Origin of the sequence: Shewanella rhizosphaerae (assembly GCF_019457655.1) — a bacterium.
Taxonomy (GTDB): domain Bacteria; phylum Pseudomonadota; class Gammaproteobacteria; order Enterobacterales; family Shewanellaceae; genus Shewanella; species Shewanella loihica.
Map to the genome: position 1 here is coordinate 1,419,070 of NZ_CP080420.1, position 17,906 is coordinate 1,436,975.

Annotated in this window: 21 protein-coding genes and 1 other RNA gene; 11 read left to right on the forward strand and 11 right to left on the reverse strand. The window is 51.4% G+C overall.

What is annotated here, in order from left to right:
• Positions 1–33 precede the first annotated feature (33 nt).
• The 5 genes from K0I63_RS06300 to K0I63_RS06320 form a co-directional block, all read right to left on the reverse strand.
• A complete protein-coding gene (locus tag K0I63_RS06300; RefSeq protein WP_258406951.1) occupies positions 34–552 on the reverse strand; it encodes an OsmC family protein in 519 nt (172 codons plus the stop codon).
• A 91-nt stretch (positions 553–643) separates the two neighbouring features.
• Positions 644–907, reverse strand: a complete 264-nt coding sequence (locus K0I63_RS06305; protein WP_220082891.1) for a hypothetical protein — start codon at positions 905–907, stop codon at positions 644–646.
• Between the two features lie 110 nt (positions 908–1,017).
• Positions 1,018–1,368: a DUF3325 domain-containing protein gene (locus K0I63_RS06310; protein ID WP_220082892.1), complete on the reverse strand. Its 351-nt coding sequence runs from the start codon at positions 1,366–1,368 to the stop codon at positions 1,018–1,020.
• Entirely contained in the window at positions 1,365–3,077 is a 1,713-nt protein-coding gene (locus tag K0I63_RS06315; protein ID WP_220082893.1) for a PepSY-associated TM helix domain-containing protein, read from the reverse strand. The genes K0I63_RS06310 and K0I63_RS06315 overlap by 4 nt, the downstream gene beginning before the upstream one ends.
• Positions 3,078–3,081: 4 nt before the next feature.
• A complete protein-coding gene (locus K0I63_RS06320; protein ID WP_220082894.1) occupies positions 3,082–3,390 on the reverse strand; it encodes a hypothetical protein in 309 nt (102 codons plus the stop codon).
• A gap of 411 nt (positions 3,391–3,801) precedes the next feature.
• Here K0I63_RS06320 and hpf point away from each other — a divergent pair, with 411 nt between their 5' ends.
• Positions 3,802–4,158 (forward strand): ribosome hibernation-promoting factor, HPF/YfiA family, encoded by a 357-nt coding sequence (gene hpf, locus K0I63_RS06325; protein WP_011865043.1) that lies wholly within the window; start codon positions 3,802–3,804, stop codon positions 4,156–4,158.
• A gap of 168 nt (positions 4,159–4,326) precedes the next feature.
• Here hpf and K0I63_RS06330 read toward each other — a convergent pair whose 3' ends face one another.
• Together K0I63_RS06330 and K0I63_RS06335 are read right to left on the reverse strand one after the other, a co-directional pair.
• Positions 4,327–4,743 (reverse strand): hypothetical protein, encoded by a 417-nt coding sequence (locus tag K0I63_RS06330; protein ID WP_220082895.1) that lies wholly within the window; start codon positions 4,741–4,743, stop codon positions 4,327–4,329.
• Between the two features lie 138 nt (positions 4,744–4,881).
• Complete coding sequence (locus tag K0I63_RS06335; protein WP_220044671.1) at positions 4,882–5,967, reverse strand: M35 family metalloendopeptidase; 1,086 nt, start codon at positions 5,965–5,967, stop codon at positions 4,882–4,884.
• Positions 5,968–6,481: 514 nt separating this feature from the next.
• Here K0I63_RS06335 and ohr point away from each other — a divergent pair.
• The gene (ohr, locus tag K0I63_RS06340) at positions 6,482–6,916 is read left to right on the forward strand and encodes an organic hydroperoxide reductase Ohr (RefSeq protein ID WP_011865046.1); all 435 of its coding nucleotides are present in this window, start codon (positions 6,482–6,484) and stop codon (positions 6,914–6,916) included.
• A gap of 83 nt (positions 6,917–6,999) precedes the next feature.
• On the opposite strand, the gene K0I63_RS06345 is transcribed toward ohr, so the two are convergent.
• A complete protein-coding gene (locus tag K0I63_RS06345) occupies positions 7,000–7,941 on the reverse strand; it encodes a LysR family transcriptional regulator (protein ID WP_144203383.1) in 942 nt (313 codons plus the stop codon).
• A 138-nt stretch (positions 7,942–8,079) separates the two neighbouring features.
• Between K0I63_RS06345 and K0I63_RS06350 the strand changes: the two genes are divergently transcribed.
• From K0I63_RS06350 to K0I63_RS06365, 4 genes are read left to right on the forward strand one after another with little or no spacing between them, the layout of a single operon-like run.
• Positions 8,080–8,328, forward strand: coding sequence for a hypothetical protein (locus tag K0I63_RS06350; RefSeq protein WP_220082896.1), 249 nt, complete (start codon positions 8,080–8,082; stop codon positions 8,326–8,328).
• Between the two features lies 1 nt (position 8,329).
• Positions 8,330–9,262, forward strand: a complete 933-nt coding sequence (locus K0I63_RS06355; RefSeq protein ID WP_011865049.1) for a sodium-dependent bicarbonate transport family permease — start codon at positions 8,330–8,332, stop codon at positions 9,260–9,262.
• A gap of 9 nt (positions 9,263–9,271) precedes the next feature.
• A complete protein-coding gene (purE, locus tag K0I63_RS06360; protein WP_011865050.1) occupies positions 9,272–9,754 on the forward strand; it encodes a 5-(carboxyamino)imidazole ribonucleotide mutase in 483 nt (160 codons plus the stop codon).
• Positions 9,754–10,851, forward strand: coding sequence for a 5-(carboxyamino)imidazole ribonucleotide synthase (locus K0I63_RS06365; RefSeq protein ID WP_220082897.1), 1,098 nt, complete (start codon positions 9,754–9,756; stop codon positions 10,849–10,851). The genes purE and K0I63_RS06365 overlap by 1 nt, the downstream gene beginning before the upstream one ends.
• Positions 10,852–11,082: 231 nt before the next feature.
• On the opposite strand, the gene ssrA is transcribed toward K0I63_RS06365, so the two are convergent.
• Positions 11,083–11,438, reverse strand: a transfer-messenger RNA (tmRNA) gene (ssrA, locus tag K0I63_RS06370).
• Between the two features lie 122 nt (positions 11,439–11,560).
• Positions 11,561–12,052 carry an SsrA-binding protein SmpB gene (gene smpB / locus K0I63_RS06375; RefSeq protein ID WP_011865070.1) on the reverse strand — a complete coding sequence of 164 codons (492 nt, stop codon included), beginning with the start codon at positions 12,050–12,052 and terminating at the stop codon, positions 11,561–11,563.
• A gap of 202 nt (positions 12,053–12,254) precedes the next feature.
• Here smpB and K0I63_RS06380 point away from each other — a divergent pair, with 202 nt between their 5' ends.
• Both K0I63_RS06380 and K0I63_RS06385 read left to right on the forward strand, forming a co-directional pair.
• Positions 12,255–12,686 (forward strand): SRPBCC family protein, encoded by a 432-nt coding sequence (locus tag K0I63_RS06380; protein ID WP_220044678.1) that lies wholly within the window; start codon positions 12,255–12,257, stop codon positions 12,684–12,686.
• A 28-nt stretch (positions 12,687–12,714) separates the two neighbouring features.
• Entirely contained in the window at positions 12,715–13,047 is a 333-nt protein-coding gene (locus tag K0I63_RS06385; RefSeq protein ID WP_220082898.1) for an RnfH family protein, read from the forward strand.
• A gap of 206 nt (positions 13,048–13,253) precedes the next feature.
• Here K0I63_RS06385 and K0I63_RS06390 read toward each other — a convergent pair whose 3' ends face one another.
• Positions 13,254–13,754: an outer membrane protein assembly factor BamE gene (locus K0I63_RS06390; protein WP_041406523.1), complete on the reverse strand. Its 501-nt coding sequence runs from the start codon at positions 13,752–13,754 to the stop codon at positions 13,254–13,256.
• A 396-nt stretch (positions 13,755–14,150) separates the two neighbouring features.
• Here K0I63_RS06390 and K0I63_RS06395 point away from each other — a divergent pair, with 396 nt between their 5' ends.
• The 3 genes from K0I63_RS06395 (at position 14,151) to K0I63_RS06405 (ending at position 17,061) form a co-directional block, all read left to right on the forward strand.
• Positions 14,151–14,960: an SAM-dependent methyltransferase gene (locus tag K0I63_RS06395; protein WP_011865074.1), complete on the forward strand. Its 810-nt coding sequence runs from the start codon at positions 14,151–14,153 to the stop codon at positions 14,958–14,960.
• Positions 14,961–15,043: 83 nt separating this feature from the next.
• Positions 15,044–15,265, forward strand: coding sequence for a hypothetical protein (locus K0I63_RS06400; protein WP_011865075.1), 222 nt, complete (start codon positions 15,044–15,046; stop codon positions 15,263–15,265).
• A gap of 47 nt (positions 15,266–15,312) precedes the next feature.
• Positions 15,313–17,061, forward strand: a complete 1,749-nt coding sequence (locus tag K0I63_RS06405; protein ID WP_220082899.1) for a tetratricopeptide repeat-containing diguanylate cyclase — start codon at positions 15,313–15,315, stop codon at positions 17,059–17,061.
• Positions 17,062–17,906: the final 845 nt, after the last annotated feature.

Genomic DNA, 17,906 nt, shown 5'->3' on the forward strand with positions numbered 1-17,906 from the left:
CCTTAGATACACTAGCCCTTAGAAAAATTAGTGCTAGCGCCTTTGGCGCGGCGCTATCTCAATGGCTATCTCTTTGGCCAGTGAGTTGGCGATAAAGCAGTGTTTGTGGGCGAGGGCATGCAGCTTAGCTAGCTGCTCTTCGCTCAGTGGCGGCGCCATTTCAACCTCAGGGGTAAGTGCTATGTGGGTGATAGCCATCTGCCCCTTTTCATTTCTTCCCAGCTCGGCCCTTGCCTCGTCGCGATAATTCAGCAGCGTCAGACGCTTCTTCGCAACTATGGTGAGAAAACTCAGCATGTGGCAGGCTGCTAGCGCGCTCAGCAGGCTCTCTTCTGGGTTGACCCTATCCTGGCTACCTTGATACTCGGGCGCGGCCGAGCCGGCGACGACTTGGCCGCTGGCGAAGCTAAGCTGGTGATCCCGGCTTATCTTCTCGTCGCCTGTACCAGAGTCATTAGCTAGAGGCTCTCTTTGCAGAGGCTTTGAGTTTTGTGTTGGGTATTGGCCACCATGAGTGGCTGGTGGCCAAGAGACGGTAACCGAAAAAGACATGCTATCGGGCCCACTGGAATGCAAAATAGAATGCGGCCACTATAGCAAACTTTGAAAATGTTTGGGGAAAGCTTGAAAACCTTAGAAGGCGCTATGCCGCATCCCGCTGCGCCGCTTTTTCAAGTGTGCTCTGGTCAAGACTACTGTGATTAAGAGCGCTTTGGTCGAGAGTGCTCTGGTCGAGAGCACTTAGCTTTAGCGCGAGTGGCGATAGCGTGACCCTGTCTTGAGTTAGTTCGGCGGCGTTTGCTAGTTGTCTATGGTGCTCGTCACCACTACTCTTGGTCATCGCAGCTTTATCGCTGGGGAGTTGGCGCGTCCATCTCTGATAGGCCGCCGCAGGTGAAATTCGCATGGTATCTGCCCTTGCTGTTTGGCGCCTCTCTATCAGGAGTGTTATCAGGCGCCATAGTGTTTGCTGAGCAGATAATAAACAGATGCTGCTGTATCCAGGCTGAATAAAATTTAAACAAACAGGCTAAAGTCAACCAGCGCCAGCAAGGCGGCGATGGCCATGCTAGCGGGTAGGCGTTTTGCCTGATAGCTAAGCAGTAAGATAACCGCCAGCGCCGCGGCGCTCATCACGCCAAACAGCAGAATCGTCGCGTAGGCGGCCTCATACTGGTCGAGCAGCGCGAGAAAGCTTAAGGCGAGTGAGGCCCTGCCTGTCAGGGTAAGCGCCCTCTGTTGCCTCTGTGTGGGTGGCCGCTTGAAGCAGCTTTTGAAGTGGCTGAACATGGCCAGTGCCAGGGCGCCAAAGGCGATAAAGGCCAAACATAGGGATAGGCAAAGGGCTAGGCCGATGGATAGGTTCATTGGCGCACTTCCTCTAAATCACTATCTCTTGTCTCACGAGTCATAGCCGATGTGTTGGGTCTGGTAGCTCTTACAACGCTTGCCCTGCCAGCTCTTGCCGTGTCTGTTCTCTGGCTGGTGGCACTTTGGCGCGGATTGATTAGCTTTGACTGCCTTACCTGCCTGGCGGCAAATCCCAGTGCCAGGGCAAACAGCAGGCTGACCATATCGAAGCCTACCAGAGTCCACTGATTATCAATCATGTTAGCGAGCAGACTCTGCCCCGAGGTGACGGCGCCCACTAGCGGCAACGCCGCAAAGGCCAGGGTGCCCAGCACCAGCCATTGACGCCAGCGCCGCCAGGACTGCGCGCCGCGAAGGCCATCCCATAGGGCGACCAGGGCGATGATCGCCAGCGTGATGAAGAAGACGTCCACCTCACGCTGCGCCCTGTCGCCGATATCGAGTGGCAATAGACGGTTGGCATAAAAAAAGCCAGCGGTGGCGAGGGGAAGGCCGCAGATGAAGCTGATGTTAAGCCCGTCCACTAGCCTGAGGCCGATTGTCGGCTTGGTGCCAGATTGAATCGCCTTTTGTTGTTTCTGGGCGATCTTTACCGCCCACAGCAGCGTGCCTGTGGCGACCATGGCGCAGCCCAGCAGGCCGCAGAGGAAGAAGAAGCCTCGTAAGGCCCAGCCGGCAAAGCGCGCTGTATGCAGCGCCATCAGGGTGTCGTAGGTCTTGTAGGTGGCGCTGTCCGGATTAGCCTTAGATATCAGTTCACCCGTTACTCCGTCGAAAATCAACAGATTACGCCTATCTGTCACCGTCTGCTCACTGTTGAGGGTAAAGCTGATGCGGCTGCTATCTTTCCTTGGCGCGCTGATGCTTACCTGTTTCAGTGGTGCTGAGCCCCACTGCTGTTCTGTTTGAGGTAGCAGTCTGGCGGCCTCGATGAGCGGCGCTGCTTCTTTGCCGGGCTTTGTCTGAATACGGGCAGGGTTGAGGTCGGCCCTGAAGGCGCGCACGTCGCCATCGTATTCTTGCAATGCGCCCCAAGGCATGAACATGAACATCAGAGTGATGAGACCCGTATAGGTGATGATCAGGTGATAGGGCAGAGCCATCACGGCGCTGACATTGTGGGCGTCGAGCCAGGAGCGACTGCCCTTTGCCGGCCGAAAACTGAAGAAGTCTTTAAAGATCCGTTTGTGGATCACCACGCCGCTTATCAGGGCGATCAGCATCGCCATGGTGGCCAGCCCCACTATCCAACGCGCCGCCACCACCGGCAGGTAATGCAGATCAAAATGCAGGCGGTAGAAGAAGTTGCCACCTCGGGAGTCGCGGATCTCGGTGATCATCTGCTGACCATCCTGGCTGACCACATGCTCATGGATCTTGCCGCGCCGCTCGCCCTTCTTAGGCTCGTCTGCCCAGCCGAAGCTGAGGTAAGGCTTGCGCTCACTCGGGAAGGAGATGGTCCAGCTCGCAGCGTAGGGGGCCTTGTCGGCCAGATAGGCCTGGCCCTCGGCAATCTGTTGTCCAATTCGCTGCTGGTCATAGTCTTGAAAGACAGATTGATGCAGCTCGGGTTTGCTCCACAGGCTGATCTCGTGACGAAAATAGCTCAGGCTGCCGGCGAAGAAGATAAGCAGTAGTAGCCAGCAAACGGCTAGGCCAGCCCAGGTGTGCAGCCAGGTCATTGAACGGAAAAAAGTCTCTTTCATGGGATTAACCTAAAACGAGTGTGAGGCCGTAGAGCAGGCTGCAGAGTGCCACAGGTTCCAGCACCACGCGCAGGTGAGACCTGAGGCTAAAGAGGCGGATGATCATCATGGCAAAGATGCTAAAGGAGACCATAGTGCCGACAAGCACCGCATCGAGACGGCTCAGGGGCAGAGTTTGTGCCAGCAGCATACAGGCGAGTGCCGCCACGCCGTAACCACCCAGCAGGGAGGCCAACAGGCGCAGGACAACCGAAGCTCTGGGAGAGAGGTCTCGCTCGAATGACGTTAGACGTGGAGAAATGCTTGTATTCACTATGGATAAATTTATGAACTAAGGGTTAGCTCATTCTACACTTGTTGAGATAAGTTCTCATTCGTATTTACATGTAAAGCTGTTTTCTGAAATTACTCTTAGGTTTGCCCTTTGGCCCTTCCTTAGTTTGTGGGATAGCATGAAGATGACGTCATAAAGACAGATTGATTAAATTTTGTTTACTTTGTGGGATTTATGGCCAAAACCGCCTGTTTATGCCTGATATCCTGTTTTCGCCGCTTGCTTTTAACCAGTATGGGGAGTACATATTAGTAGACACTGAATGGAGATTTACTCGGATTTCGCCCATGCTTACATAGGCGTCAATTGAAAAAAAAGTGCTTTAGCCCCTTGTTTTTTCTTTCACTCATCCCAAGTTCATTATTGAAGTCATCCTAAAAAGGAAAACCTATGAAAATAAATCTTTCTGGTCATCACGTAGATATCACCGATTCAATAAAAGAGCATGTGAATCAAAAGTTTTCCAAAATCGCGACCCATTTCCCAACGCTCATTTCACTCGATGTCATCATTGCTAAAGAGCACGGAGAGTTTCAGGTCGAACTCAGTACCAATTACGAAGGTAGCCGGATATCAGCCTCTGGGAGTGACGATATCATGTATCCTGCTATCACTAATGCCGCCAAAAAACTGGATGCGGCGTTAAAGCACAGAAAAGGCCATTTGAAGGCAGATCTGCATCAAAAGCCGGTAAGTACCACACCTGAGATTGCCCATGAGATCATCCAGGAGATGAAGTTGGTCTAAGCCTACAAGGCATAATAGACGAGAAAGCCACCCTAAGGGTGGCTTTTTTGCATCTGGGCTATTTTGAATAAGTGCTTTTGTGAATAAGTGCTTTTGTGAATAAGTGCTTTTGTGAGTAAGTGCTCTTGTGAAGGGCCGTTGCGAGTATCGGCTTATGCGTATCTGAGGCTAAGGCAGGTCGACCTCGAGTGCCGGGCATTCAAGGGCTGTGCTCTGCGCCTTGTCACTCAGGTCTTGATAGAGGGTTAAGGTGCTAAGCTTAGCCTGGTAACGACCCGGTGGGATAACAAATGCCTGGGCCAGTTCCAGCGAGACGCTTAAGGACTCGCCCGCAGGCAGCAGCAGATAGTCCTCATCAGTCGGCTCGCCGCGCTTGGCGAGTGCGCCCTGATATTCAAGCGTCTGTTGGTTATTCAGGTCGGTCAGGGTCAGAAACTTGCTAAACCAGGCATCGAAGGGGCTGTGCCAGCTCAGCAGGTACCAGTTGGTGTTTGCCGGCGCAGTTATCTCGAAGATGAGGGTATTGTCTTGCTCTGCCTTTATGAGGCGACACGTGGGTAGCGCTTGATGTGCGAGGCTATTCATACTTATGGTCCAAAGTAGCAAGAGGTTAAGTGACAGAAACCTTAGAGGCGTAAACATAGGCGTTAACCTTGGCATCAGCTAAACAAAAAAAGGGCGGATAATTCCGCCCTTAGATTGACAAGAAAGATAAGAAATAGATTAGTTTAAGTTAGGCGTGTTTTCAGCAAAATATTCATGGCTGTCAGCATTTTGAATCGCCTGTGAAGGATCGCTGATTGCCAGTGATTTCGCACCGCTCTGACCGTAAACAATATCATCTGTACCGGCTACTACGTTGAAGTGGCTGGTCTCATGGATGATGGTGCCGCCCTTAGAGTCAGTACCCGACGTTGGGGCTGTCCAGAAGGCATTACACATGTAGATCTTGTATGGCTGAGTTGGGTAAACATAAGCGTAGTATTGCTTCTTACAGCTACAGTCGAAGGTCAGTGGCTCGTTGTTGAGCGTGCTATCGATCTTGCTGAAGTTGTTGCTTACCGTGTTCCAGCGAGACGAGCTGTAGGCGCCGAACCAGGTGCTGTAACGCTGTGAGTTGCTGCTGGCCGTAGCCAGGTGCTGGTTAGCGTCGGCTGACATTGTCTTAGCCGCGGCTAGGCCGGCAAGGATATCACTCTGCTGTGAGTTGCTGCAGCGACCGGTGAAAGAGATGCCGTCAGGTGTGGTGCCGCCACCATCGCCGGTGCCTGGCTTGCCCTTGTTAGCGCCGCCTTTAAATTCGCGGCCTTCAAGGTAGAAGCTCGCTGGGGCAGAGTGTATGCCTTCTACGCCAAGGCGAGCCAGTTTCTTGGCTTGGCCTGGGTTTGGCGCAAACAGCTGCATAGAGCTGACATCATAGCTGATCTCATAGTTAGCCGTAGATGACATGTCATACAGCGACGATAGCTCTACCTGATAAGAGATGCTCTCACCGGATTTTAGCTTGATGTAGTCTTTATGGCTTGGTGCTGGACGCTTGTAATGGGCGCCAAGGTAAGGGCGCTCTTGACCGTCAGCGGTAACCTTAAATAGCGACTCTTCAACACCGTCTGCTGCGGTAAACCACTTGAGTAGTTTCACCGGAACGTTGGCTTCGTTGGTCAGGGTTAGGGTAACCATCACGTCCTGATCGCTGCTGAAGCTGTCTTGGCTCATCTGCAGTTTAGCGGCGATCCCTTCGGCGAGGGCTGATTGACTCAGTAAGGTGGTGGCAATAGCGAGTGTTGATAATTTGAATAGCTTGCTCATCAATTTGTCCTTTTGATTGAGGTTATTTTTATAGTGTTAACAAATGTTACTCAGTTGTTACATTTTGGAGTTTAATCAAATTAAGGTTTGAATAGCAAGCATTTATTGGAGCTTTATTTTGAATAACTAAAGTTGGCTAGTGCAATGTACTTTATCTGACTAACGACAGGAAATTGGCTACCCCAGCGTCAGCGGTTTAGCTGCCATGGCCAAGCGTTGCTTTAACCCTCTCCTTAGCATTTTTCTAAGTCTTAACTGCCCATCTCAGCTTCGGTCACAGGAGGTTAACGCCTCTTTGAATGGCCGTTAATTCGAATCCCTTTTCGAAAAATCGGAAAAATAGGTTGTGCACAATTTAAATTTTAGGTATAACTACAGCAAATGAATTGCGCGCAATTTAAATTGCATTCTAATTCGTATTCAAGAGTCGTACTCAAGAGTTGTATTCAAGAGTGCACTCTAAATTGCAAAAGCGCTTTGCTTTCAATGAACCTATTCGAAATGAGGAAAGACCATGAAGACTTTATATGAGACTCAAGCCACTGCGAGCGCCGGACGTAACGGACAGGTGACGACAGACGACGGCAAGCTGTCTATCGCCCTTAGCTATCCCAAAGAGATGGGCGGCAGCGGCGAGGCGAGTAACCCTGAGCAGCTATTTGCGGCGGGCTACAGCGCGTGTTTCTCCAATGCCGTTCTGCATGTGGCCAGAGAAGCCAAGGTGAAGCTGACGCAGGCGCCGGTTACCGCTAAGGTGGGCATAGGCGCTCGCGCAGAAGGTGGTTTCGGCCTAACCGTAGCCCTGAGTGTCGAGCTGGCGGTATCTGATGAGTTATCTCAGGAGCAAGCCGCGGAGCTGGTAAGAACGGCCCATCAGGTCTGCCCATACTCTAACGCCGTGCGCAACAACATAGATGTTGCGCTAACTGTGAATGGCCAGTCTCTGTAACTCGTCAGTTTGTGTAACTTGTTAGCTACTCTAGCTTATTAGCGAGTTCCAGGCTGGCAGCCCTAGGTGAAGGAGTTAACACACTAAAGCCTGTGTTTTGCCAGCTCGGTGAGTAGCATCTCGCGTCCCTCGCTTTCCACATGGGTCAAGAAGGCCTGAGCGATTGCCGAGGGACGTTTTGATTTAAGCCAGAGAAAATACCAGTTGGAGTTGATCGGCAGCTCCTTCACATTCAGCTGCGCCAGCCCGGTATTGCCGCCAAAGGCGAGGGTATGGGCCGAGAGTATGCTGACGCCCAGTCCAGACATGACCGAGTGTTTGATTGCCTCGTTGCTCTCTATGGTCATCTTAACGTTAAGCTTCACCCCCTGTTTCGCCATGAAACGCTCGATGGCCAAGCGGGTGCCCGAGCCATTCTCACGCATCAAGAAGGGCGCCTCACAGAGCTCGGCTAACGAGACGCCATCCTGACTGACTAGGGGATGATTCTCCTGGGCAATAGCCACCAGGGGATTATTGAAGAATTCGATACTCTCTGTGTTGAGATCCGCCGGTGGATGACTAAACACGTAGAAGTCGTCGATGCCCTGTTTGAGGCGCTCAATGATCTGCTGGCGGTTACCGACATTTAGCTGCACTGCGACATTGGGATAGCGCTCGCAGAAGGGGCCGAGCAGGTGGGGAATAAAGTATTTCGAGGTGGTCACCACAGCTAGGCGCAGGGTACCCGATTTGAGCTCCCCCATGTCCGAGAGCGACATCTCCAGCCTCGCAAAGCTGTCGAGGATCTCTGTGGCCGATTTAACCACCTCCAGCCCCGCCTCGGTAAACACCACCTTGCGACCCACTATGTTATACAGGGGGAAACCTATCACATCGGCGAGCTTCTTAAGCTGCATCGAGATGGTGGGTTGAGTGAGGTGCAGGGTCTCGGCGGCGCCGCTGACGCTGCCGCTATCATAGACAGCCAGCAAGATCTCCATCTGCCTGAGGGTACCAAGATGTGCCTGTAGTCTGAGGGACATAGTTGCTCCATGTATAGATTTTTATCTATATAAAAACATAAAAATATCTATTTTTATATATAAATTGTTTTTGGCAAGATCGCTCCAGCTAAAAGAACACCGAATTTTTCGCGGTATCAGTCGTAAACGGGGGATCTTATGAAACAGTTAACTCAGCTTGTCCTGGCAGAAAAACAATCACTCTTTAGCCTAGTCGTCGGCCTTGTGGTGACCACGCTGGCGTTTGCCACCATGCGGGAAGGGCACAACGGTATGGGGCTGCTGGTTGTCGGTCTTGGCCTGATCTCACTGACCTTGGTCTCCATTGCTGCCAAGTTGTCGTCTAAGCTCTCGAATAAGCGCCGCGTCGTAAAGCCTACCACTCGCCTGCAAGTAAAGGGCGCCTAAGATGCAGTTAGATATCACCATCGCCTTCTTTATCCTGGGGGCGCTAGCCACCCTGATCCGCTCCGACATTCAGTTTCCCAAGGCGCTCTATCAGAGTCTGACCCTGTTCCTCATGTTGGCCATCGGCCTCAAAGGGGGCGTGGCTCTGTCAAAATATGGCTCCATGGCACTGCTGCCACAATCCTTGCTGGTGATTGGCATGGGTCTGATTATTCCGCTGATCGCCTTCCCCATACTGCGCTATATCGGTCAGCTCAAACTTGAGGATGCGGCCTCAATTGCCGCCCACTATGGCTCGGTCAGCATAGGCACCTATGCGGTGGCCGTGGCGTTTCTCGAGGCGCAAGGCATAAGCTACGAAGCCTACTTCCCGCTGTTTGTGGTATTGCTGGAGATCCCTGCCATCGCCGTGGGTATCGCCCTGGCCAGACGCTCGGGGACTAACCTTAAGTGGCGCACGCTTATCCATGAGGTGTTCTGCAACCAGAGCCTAGTGCTGCTGGTTGGCGCACTGATCATCGGCTACTTCTGGGCTGAGCGCATCGAGGGGGTGACCCCACTCTTCTTCAACCTGTTCCATGGTGTGCTGGCCCTCTTCCTGCTGGAGATGGGGATGCTTGCCGCCAGCCGTCTAAAAGAGCTGAAGCAGATGGGCAACTTTATGTTGGCATTCGGCGTCTTCATGCCGCTAATTGGTGGCTTGCTGGGCAGTATTCTTGGCTTACAGATGGGGCTGTCGAGCGGCGGCGCCACTCTGCTGGCGGTACTGGGAGCGAGCGCCTCATACATAGCGGTGCCGGCGGCCATGCGGGTAGCGATTCCCGAGGCGAACCAGAGCCTGTCTATCACCTATTCACTGGCAATTACATTTCCGTTCAACGTATTGGTGGGCATACCTACCTATGCGCTGTTCACCTATTGGTTATCAAATTAAGAGGCACGTATGAATAAAGCAAGAGTAGCAATCATCATGGGTTCACAGAGCGATTGGCCGACCATGAAAAATGCCACCACAGTCCTGGATGCCCTGGGGATCGCCTACAGCAAACAGGTGGTCTCGGCGCACCGCACCCCTGAGCGTCTGGTGAGCTTCAGCCACGGTGCGGCCGATGAAGGGATCGAGGTGATCATCGCCGGTGCCGGCGGCGCCGCGCATCTGCCGGGCATGACGGCGGCCATGACGCATCTGCCGGTGATTGCCGTGCCCGTGATGAGCAAGGCGCTAAAAGGGATGGATAGCCTACTTTCTATCGTGCAGATGCCAAAAGGCGTGGCGGTAGCCACTCAGGCGATTGGCGATTCAGGCGCCTTTAACGCCGGCCTGATGGCGGCGCAAATTCTAGCCCTGGGTGATAGCGAACTGACCCAGCGTCTGTGTGACTGGCGTGCTAGCCAAACCTCAGGTGTGCCGCTGGAGGTGGAATAATGCGCATCGGCATTATCGGTTGTGGTCAGCTAGCGCGCATGATGGCGCTGGCGGGCATTCCATTAGGGCTGAAATTTAGCTTCGTCGCCGATGGTGGCCCAGATACGGATCTCAGCTGCGTCGAGGGCCTAGGCCCTGTGGCGCCATGGCAGCCAGGGCAGAGTGTCAGCGCACTCTATGAAGCCTTGGGCAAACCCGAGGTGATCACGGTCGAAAAAGAGCAGGTGGATCTCGAGCTTGTTCGCGCCCTCGAAGCCCACTGCACCATCAGACCGAATGTCGACAGCATCGCCAAGTGCAAGAGCCGTATTCATGAAAAGCAGCTATTAGCCGAGCTTGGTATTCCCTGCGCGCCCTTTACCTATGATGTCAGCCTCGAGGAGAGTGCCAAGACCTTAGGTTATCCTATGGTGATAAAGTCCCTCGACGAAGGCTATGACGGTAAGAACCAATGGGTGGTGCGCAGTGATGAGGATCTTGCTAGCGTTGCACCTGATCTTAAACAAGGTCATTACTTAGCCGAGCAATGGATTCCTTTCGATGCTGAGGTGTCGATTATCGGTGTGCGTAGTGCAAGCGGTGAGGTGAGTTGTTATCCCTTGACCGAGAATCAACATCAAAACGGTATTCTGGTGCGCTCAATGGCGCCCGCCAGAGGATTAAGTGCCGAGATGGTGCAGCAGGCGCAAAGCTATATGACCAAGCTGCTTGAAGCACAGCAGTATGTGGGCGTGCTCGCCATGGAACTGTTCGTGGTGAGCGATAAGCTGCTGGTGAACGAACTGGCACCGAGGGTACATAACAGTGGCCACTGGACTCAACTTGGCGCCCAGACCTGCCAGTTTGAGAACCACATTCGCGCCGTCGCCGGACTCGCGTTGGGCGCAACCTCTGCCATAGGCAAGACCGGCATGCTGAATCTACTAGGCGTAGTTGCTCCACCTATGGACGCCCTAAGCAGCAATGCCAGCCTGCACTGGTACAACAAGGCTGCCAAGCCTAACCGCAAGCTAGGACACATCAACTTCATGCTGGATGACTACGCCCAGCTGGCCAGCCAGATGCAAAGCGTCGAGCAGTCGCTGGTGAAGTGCTAGGCTAATTGATTCATGTGCAAGTATGAGATTGGTGTCTAAGATCTAGCTTCTAAGCGTCTTAAACCAATAACGAGAAAGCCCCGACAACACATGCCGGGGCTTTTTTATCTTTGATTTTAATCCGTTAAATCGACTTACTGCACGCGCTTAAAAAGCGATAGATACAAAAAAGCCGCTAAACCCATCTGGTAAGGGCTTAGCGGCCTTTGAAGGTTATCGCTAACCTGATGTTGGTGGAGGCGGCGGGACTTGAACCCGCGTCCAAAAAGCCTACATCCTCGGCGCTACATGCTTAGTCTTTCTATTGGTTAACCAACAACACTCCGAAAGACAGGATTGTTATTGGCGAGTTCAGTACTGTTTCGCGGTTCACCCCTGAACATGGTTCCCTCGCTATCAAATGTAAAGGTGACCATCTTAATACTCTGCCCATTTGAGAAACGTGAGCAAGATGGCTAGCTAGCCTAAGCTGCTAGAGCGTAGTTATCGTCGTTTGCAACTATAACTGTGCGGCTTTTTACGAGGCCAACCGCCCCTCGGCATGCTCCTAGGGTTTCGTGAATCTTGTCGAATCCAGAATCGCCCCCAGTACAAGGTCGATTGTAACCCGCGATGTCCTCGATTACCAAGGATTAATCATAGGGGTTACTATCGATTGTTCGTTATCCGTACGTTTTATGCCAGACAAGTCGCTGAATCACAGCGATTATTATCGTGCGGCGTGTTTCATGGTACGAGATTTTTCAATCTTCCATTCGCGCTCTTTGGTGTCGTCGCGCTTATCGTGCTCTTTCTTACCCTTACCCAGGCCGATCTCGAGCTTTACCCAGGCGTTTTTGCGCCAATACATGGAGATAGGCACAATAGAGTAACCTTGGCGTTCTACCAGACCCTGCAGCTTATCCAGCTCTCTGCGGTTGAGCAGCAGCTTACGATCGCGCATGGGGTCGCATACCACGTGTGTCGATGCGGTATTGAGCGGCGTGATGGTGCATCCAAACAGGTAGGCCTCACCGTCTCTGAGGAACACATAGCTCTCAGACAGGTTTACCTTACCGACTCGGATCGATTTCACTTCCCATCCCATCAGGGACAAGCCGGCTTCAAATTTCTCTTCAAATTTATAGTCGAAGTTTGCGCGTTTATTGCGTGCAATCGTCGCCGGTGGGTTCTTTGATTTTTTTGCGTTTTTCTTAGCCATAGATGGGCTATTATACGCGCGGTTAACCAATTTGGAATTGGCTCGCGCGATTATTTGTCTAATTTGCCTGCGTAAATGGGTCGAGATGGTGTTTTTTTGAGCTAGGCTTGACTGCCGGGTGAGGTGACCGGTGTTGCCTAGCATGTTAAAATCAATTTTTTGCTTTATGGTGTCAGGCCAAGGTTTCAGGTTAAACAGTCATATGCCCAAGATTTCCCGTAGCGTATTAGTGCGCTTTAGTGCCATGCAGATGTACGAGTTAGTCAACGATGTGGAGTCCTATAAGGAGTTTCTGCCGGGTTGTGTTGGCGGTAAGGTACTTGAGTTTGATGGTAAGACCATGGTGGCCTCAGTCGATGTCTCCAAGGCGGGGATCAGCAAGACCTTTACAACGCGCAATCAGGTGATCCCTGGTAAGCGGATTGAGCTGGCGCTGGAAAATGGCCCTTTTAAGCATCTGCACGGTCAATGGGAGTTTACCGAGCTGACGGAAGATGCCTGTAAGGTGGATTTCGAGCTTAATTTCGAGTTTTCCAGTTCGCTAGCGGATATGGCCTTTGGCAAGGTTTTCAAAGAGCTGATGTCTTCCATGGTGACTGCTTTCACCAGCCGTGCCAAAGTGATTTACAAATAACAGCTGTTTAATCTTTCTAGGATGTAAGATGAGCGATCAAGATAAGTTTGCCGTTGAAGTGATTTATGCGCTGCCGACCCAGCAGAAGCGCATTAGCGTCATGGTGTCGCCGGGCACTAGTTGTATCGAGGCGGTGAAGCAGAGCGAAATCTGCCGGTTCTTTCCTGAGATTGATCTGGAGAAGGTAAAACTAGGTATCTTCAGCCGCGCAGTGAAGCATGATGAGGTGCTAGAACCCGGGCAGCGAGTGGAGATCTATCGCCCCTTGATTGCCGATCCCAAAGATGTGCGTCGTCAACGCGCCGAAAAGGCTAAGAGCGAGGGCCGCGCCAACAAGACCACAGGCGCTAAGGTGAGCTAGTCAGGTCTGAGTTTCCTCTGGGAAATTATCGGGTGTTAAGTAAGGCCAGATAAGCAGTCAGACAGGATAGGCTGCAAGGCGCATTAAAGAGTTAAGAATTAAGAGAAAGCCGCTAGATAGTAAAAAGGGTCTTAAGCAATGCTTAGGACCCTTTTTTCGTTTTAAAACCCAGGCGCTTAAAACTGGCCTGGCGTTAGTTAAAGCGTTTATTCAAACTCTTTAACTTCGTTGAGTTCTTGTGCTTTCTTCTCTTCCACGAGCGGTTTGGTATCTGGACGCTGCTCTGGGTTTAGCGGCACCAGGTCGCCCTTTGCGGCACCTAGCTCTGGTAGCGAGCTCTGATCCAGCGGGGTGTTAAAGTCGGCGGCTAGTTCATAGTCGCCATCGACCTTAGAAAGCTTGTCATTGGTAAAGTGCAGCACCAGCTCTTTATGGGTGATGCTGGCGTCACGACCACTCTTGTAGTGATAAACATAGTACCAGGTATCGTCAGAGAAGCTGTCGCGCAGTACGGGACGGCCCAGGATATATTCGACCTGCTCTTTGGTCATCTCGATTCTGAGTTTCTCGACCTGTTGCGTCTCCATGTAGTTGCCTTGCGGCACATCTGGCTTATAGATCAGCCAGTCAAATACGCTACATGCGCTTAATGAAAGAGACAGCGCCGCTGCGCCTAATAGAGTAATACTATGTTTTTTGATGGTCATTGAATGCGCTACTTCCCTAAAAATCTGTCGGCCATGATACCCAAGCATTCCCCATGCTGACAAGCGCTATCGCCGTTTTCTGGATCTCGCCTGCGTATCAGCCTAGGCCTGTGTGTTTGGGGCGCCCAAGGGGAGGGCGAATAGTTCAGACAGGTGTGTTAAGGATTAGTTTCACTAGCTTGAGTGAATTTTGTCCAAGTAGCGCGGGAGAATCCCTGAGTCGTGATGAAAATGCCAGACTAATTAATTGTTAGTATTTGTTTTATCCCGAATTGTGGTAAGTTAATTTGATTTACACCTTTGCAGCATTGGCTTAATTTGTTTGATTGAAAAGTAGCAATTAGCCAAGGAGCGAAGGGTGGTTGATTACCCGAACAATGGACGGAAGCATCGATAATGGGTGAAGCCTATACAAGAGGCAGTTTGGTTTGCGTTGGCACAGGTCTTAACCTGGGCGGTCAGATAACCGTGTTGAGTAAGAGTTATATCGAGCTGGCCGACGTGGTTTTTTCTTTGGTGCCCGATGCCTTTGCCCTCCAGTGGCTTGAGAGCATGAATCAAGATGTCCGTTCATTGCATCGATACTATGCCCAGGGTGAAGAAGTTAAGAGCCGTCGTGATACCTATCAACAGATGGTCGAGGCGATATTGACCGAGGTTAGGGCGGGTAAGCGGGTCGTGTGCGCCCTGTATGGTCATCCTGGTGTGTTTGCCTGTGTGTCCCATATCGCCATTCGCCGGGCGCGCGAAGAAGGTTTCGAGGCTAAGATGGAGCCGGGGATCTCAGCCGAAGCCTGCTTATGGGCCGACGTGGGAATAGATCCGGGTCAGTCTGGCCATCAGAGCTTCGAGGCCAGTCAATTCATGTTTTACTGTCATACGCCGGACCCTGCAACCCATCTGCTGCTGTGGCAGATAGCCATCGCTGGAGAGCACACGCTCACCAAGTTTCATACTAACTCGGATTGTTTGCAGGTCTTGGTTGAGCAGCTTAGCGAGTGGTATCCGTTAGACCATGAGGTCATTCTGTATGAAGCGCCCAATTTACCGACTCAGGCGCCTCGAATTGAACGCTTATTACTCAAGGCTTTACCCCAAGCCAAGTTAACTTCTATTACTACCTTGCTAATTCCACCGGCGGCGCCGCTGAAGGTGAACCATAAGGTTTTGGCAAAACTCGGTATTTCAGAAGCTTTATTGGGCTAAAAATGAGACGGAGTTTGATTAAAGCTAGAGTGGTCAAACTTTTGTCTAGCAACTAGTGTTATTACATAGCAATGGAGAATGATATGTCTAAGCTAAGCGATTTTTTTCAGAAGTTAGGTTCGGATGCCGCGCTGTTAGAGGCTTACAAGGCTGATCCAGAAGGTGTGATGAAAGCCAATGGCCTAACGGATGAAGAGATCCAGGCGGTGTTGTCGGGTGATAAAGCGCAGCTCGATTCGCTCTCAGGTGACACCAGCGAAGTACAATCTTATTTGATCATCACTAACCCAGATGACAGTAAGTAACTCGTAGAAACTATATGTATTACCTCAGACTATTTTTGGCTTGTGTCTTGTCGATAGCGCTTTGCGGATCTGCCGTTGCGAGCGATGTCGATTATGACGCGGTTATCGATGAGCTAAAGGCATCGTTAATTGCAGAGCCGGCCAAGTCGTCTGAGGTAATTGCCTATCTTAAAGAGAATACCCAGCACTTGAGCCGCGAACAGAGGGCTCGGGTGTTGACCCTGGAGAGTAACAAGGAGATGTTTAATGGTGCCTACGAGCGCGCCTTTAATCTTCTCACTCAGGCCGAACAGCTGAGCCACTCTCCCGAGATTCAAAATTCCATCTATCTGTATCAGGCCACTGCGCTGATCGCCATGAAGAACTATCAGGGCGCCTTGGATGCTATGGCTAAGAATCTCGATCGTATCGAGCAGATAGATGATGTGACCATAAAGATGACCTCTTATCTGAGGTTGGCCAACCTCTATCTTGATCTCGAAGTCTATGACGAGGTGAAGCGCTATGCCTCGCTGGCCTATGGCCTTAGCCGCGACAGATCGCCGAAAGAGCAGTGTTATGCCCAGGTGTTATTGGCGGCAGGTGAGTTAAAGCTCTCTCATTACAATGAGGCTAAGCAGCTATTTGCCGATACCCGCACCTTCTGTAGTGAACATAATATTCCGCTTATTGTTGCCATGGCCGACAAGGGCAAGGGCACTTCACACCTTAAGCTAGGCGAGCTTGAGCAAGCGGAGAAGCTGTTCCTTTCAGCGCTTGCAAAGTACAAGACATTTAAGTTTCAGTTAGAGATTAACGATGTTAATGCCTTGCTGGCCGAAACCTACTTGATGAAGAAAGAGGTTGAGAGCGCCAAGCAATACGCCCAGCAAGTCATAGATGTTGAGGACGAGCCAAGCGTGCTCAACGCCAAGAAACGCGCCTATAAGATGATGGCCGATGCCTTGGCTTTAGAGGGAAGCTACCAGGAGGCCTATCGTTATCTGGACGAGTATATGCAGCTCAGTGAGGCCGATATCGATGAGACCAAGGCAAAGGCCTATGCGTATCAGATGGCTAAGTTTGAGAATGCCGAGAAGGCCCGTGAAATTAAGATGCTCAACCAGGATCGGGCGCTCTATACGGCGCAGCAAAAGGTAGTTGAGCTGGAGAGATACAACGAGAGTATGGCGCTGATGATTGCCATAGGTTGCTCTATCTGTCTCATTATTTTTGGTGCTTCTATGTTTGTGCAGAAGCGCAAATATAAGCGCATCTCTCAGCGGGATCCTTTGACCGGAGTATTAAATCGAGGCACGGGGCAAGACTTTGCCGAAAACCTCTTTGTCGATGTCTTGGCTCATCGCAGCGTGTTTAGTGTGGTGATGTTCGACTTAGATCACTTCAAGGCGATCAACGATACCTATGGCCATAGCGCCGGAGATTGGGCATTGCGGCGAGTAGTCGATGCCGTGACGCCAAGCCTCAAGAGCAGGGATCTGTTTGTGCGCATGGGCGGTGAAGAGTTTGCGCTCTTCTTGCCGTACACGGATGAGCAGGCGGCCCTCAAGATAGCCAAGCAGTGTCGCGTGGCGATAGAGGCGATTCAGACACGGCCTCACTATAGTGACCTGAGCATTACCGCCAGTTTCGGTGTCTGCACCAGTGTGGAGGAGGATCTTAGCCTGGATCCACTCATGAAGCGGGTCGATATCGCCATGTATCAGGCCAAGGGCAATGGCCGTAACTGCGTGGTCATGTACCGCCCAAGCATGGAGTCTACGCCCGACACCCCCATTAATGCGGTGAATGCTTAGCTCTAGCCTTAGCTTGCTGGTTTGCCGGTATTTAGTTCAAACTCGTTACCCATAGGCGAGTCACTGGCTTGCCGACACTTGTCTTTAACTCTGCTAGTCCTTCTTGTTTTCGAAAGTCCTTCTTGTCTGCGCTAGCGCTCCTCGTTGGTGTTAGTGCCTCTAGCCTATGTTTGCTGTCTAAGCTGTTCTCTTCTAGTGAAGCTTTTGTCTTTATACATACTTAGCAGTTCTCTGTTGCATCGATGGGAGCCTATCAGGCCTTCCTCCATACAGGTACTCGATATTTACCGAGTGAGTTAACCTCTTCTGGTTAGTTTTCCCGTCTTGCACAGAGCTTCCTGTCCCATGTTGTCAGTCGCTCATCTCTAGGATTTGTGCGGTTCGCCATCAGTATTTTGTTATTTGAACTCAGGTTTCCTGTCTTTCATTACTGCTGATATTAAAGCTGAGCGGCTAGTGATCGTGCGAGTTAGTCATTTTGCGCTGATTGCTTAGCGACAGAGGGAGAGCGATAGAAGGAGAGCGATAGAAGGAGAGCGATAGAAGGAGAGCGATAGAAGGAGAGCGATAGAAGGAGAGCGATAGAAGGAGAGCGATAGAAGGAGAGCGATAGAAGGAGAGCGATAGAAGGAGAGCGATAGAAGGAGAGCGATAGAAGGAGAGCGAGGCTTGTCGAATGGCCGAGTTAGATGCCTTGTCTTGGCAGCATGATAAGCGTCTCTGCTGGGTTAACTATGCAATTTATTCGGTTTTTTTTGATTTTTTTTGCAGCAAACCAAAAAAAATCGTGATGTTGATCGACAAACGTTACCGAATTGTGACAAGCCATTTAGCTTCTTGCTTAT

Excerpts from the sequence above, each read along its gene's own strand:
- K0I63_RS06300 (WP_258406951.1), bottom strand. The coding sequence starts at position 552 with ATGTCTTTTTCGGTTACCGTCTCTTGGCCACCAGCCACTCATGGTGGC.
- K0I63_RS06305 (WP_220082891.1), bottom strand. The coding sequence starts at position 907 with ATGCGAATTTCACCTGCGGCGGCCTATCAGAGATGGACGCGCCAACTC.
- K0I63_RS06310 (WP_220082892.1), bottom strand. The coding sequence starts at position 1,368 with ATGAACCTATCCATCGGCCTAGCCCTTTGCCTATCCCTATGTTTGGCC.
- K0I63_RS06315 (WP_220082893.1), bottom strand. The coding sequence starts at position 3,077 with ATGAAAGAGACTTTTTTCCGTTCAATGACCTGGCTGCACACCTGGGCT.
- hpf (WP_011865043.1), top strand. The coding sequence starts at position 3,802 with ATGAAAATAAATCTTTCTGGTCATCACGTAGATATCACCGATTCAATA.
- K0I63_RS06330 (WP_220082895.1), bottom strand. The coding sequence starts at position 4,743 with ATGAATAGCCTCGCACATCAAGCGCTACCCACGTGTCGCCTCATAAAG.
- K0I63_RS06335 (WP_220044671.1), bottom strand. The coding sequence starts at position 5,967 with ATGAGCAAGCTATTCAAATTATCAACACTCGCTATTGCCACCACCTTA.
- ohr (WP_011865046.1), top strand. The coding sequence starts at position 6,482 with ATGAAGACTTTATATGAGACTCAAGCCACTGCGAGCGCCGGACGTAAC.
- K0I63_RS06345 (WP_144203383.1), bottom strand. The coding sequence starts at position 7,941 with ATGTCCCTCAGACTACAGGCACATCTTGGTACCCTCAGGCAGATGGAG.
- K0I63_RS06350 (WP_220082896.1), top strand. The coding sequence starts at position 8,080 with ATGAAACAGTTAACTCAGCTTGTCCTGGCAGAAAAACAATCACTCTTT.
- K0I63_RS06355 (WP_011865049.1), top strand. The coding sequence starts at position 8,330 with ATGCAGTTAGATATCACCATCGCCTTCTTTATCCTGGGGGCGCTAGCC.
- purE (WP_011865050.1), top strand. The coding sequence starts at position 9,272 with ATGAATAAAGCAAGAGTAGCAATCATCATGGGTTCACAGAGCGATTGG.
- K0I63_RS06365 (WP_220082897.1), top strand. The coding sequence starts at position 9,754 with ATGCGCATCGGCATTATCGGTTGTGGTCAGCTAGCGCGCATGATGGCG.
- smpB (WP_011865070.1), bottom strand. The coding sequence starts at position 12,052 with ATGGCTAAGAAAAACGCAAAAAAATCAAAGAACCCACCGGCGACGATT.
- K0I63_RS06380 (WP_220044678.1), top strand. The coding sequence starts at position 12,255 with ATGCCCAAGATTTCCCGTAGCGTATTAGTGCGCTTTAGTGCCATGCAG.
- K0I63_RS06385 (WP_220082898.1), top strand. The coding sequence starts at position 12,715 with ATGAGCGATCAAGATAAGTTTGCCGTTGAAGTGATTTATGCGCTGCCG.
- K0I63_RS06390 (WP_041406523.1), bottom strand. The coding sequence starts at position 13,754 with ATGACCATCAAAAAACATAGTATTACTCTATTAGGCGCAGCGGCGCTG.
- K0I63_RS06395 (WP_011865074.1), top strand. The coding sequence starts at position 14,151 with ATGGGTGAAGCCTATACAAGAGGCAGTTTGGTTTGCGTTGGCACAGGT.
- K0I63_RS06400 (WP_011865075.1), top strand. The coding sequence starts at position 15,044 with ATGTCTAAGCTAAGCGATTTTTTTCAGAAGTTAGGTTCGGATGCCGCG.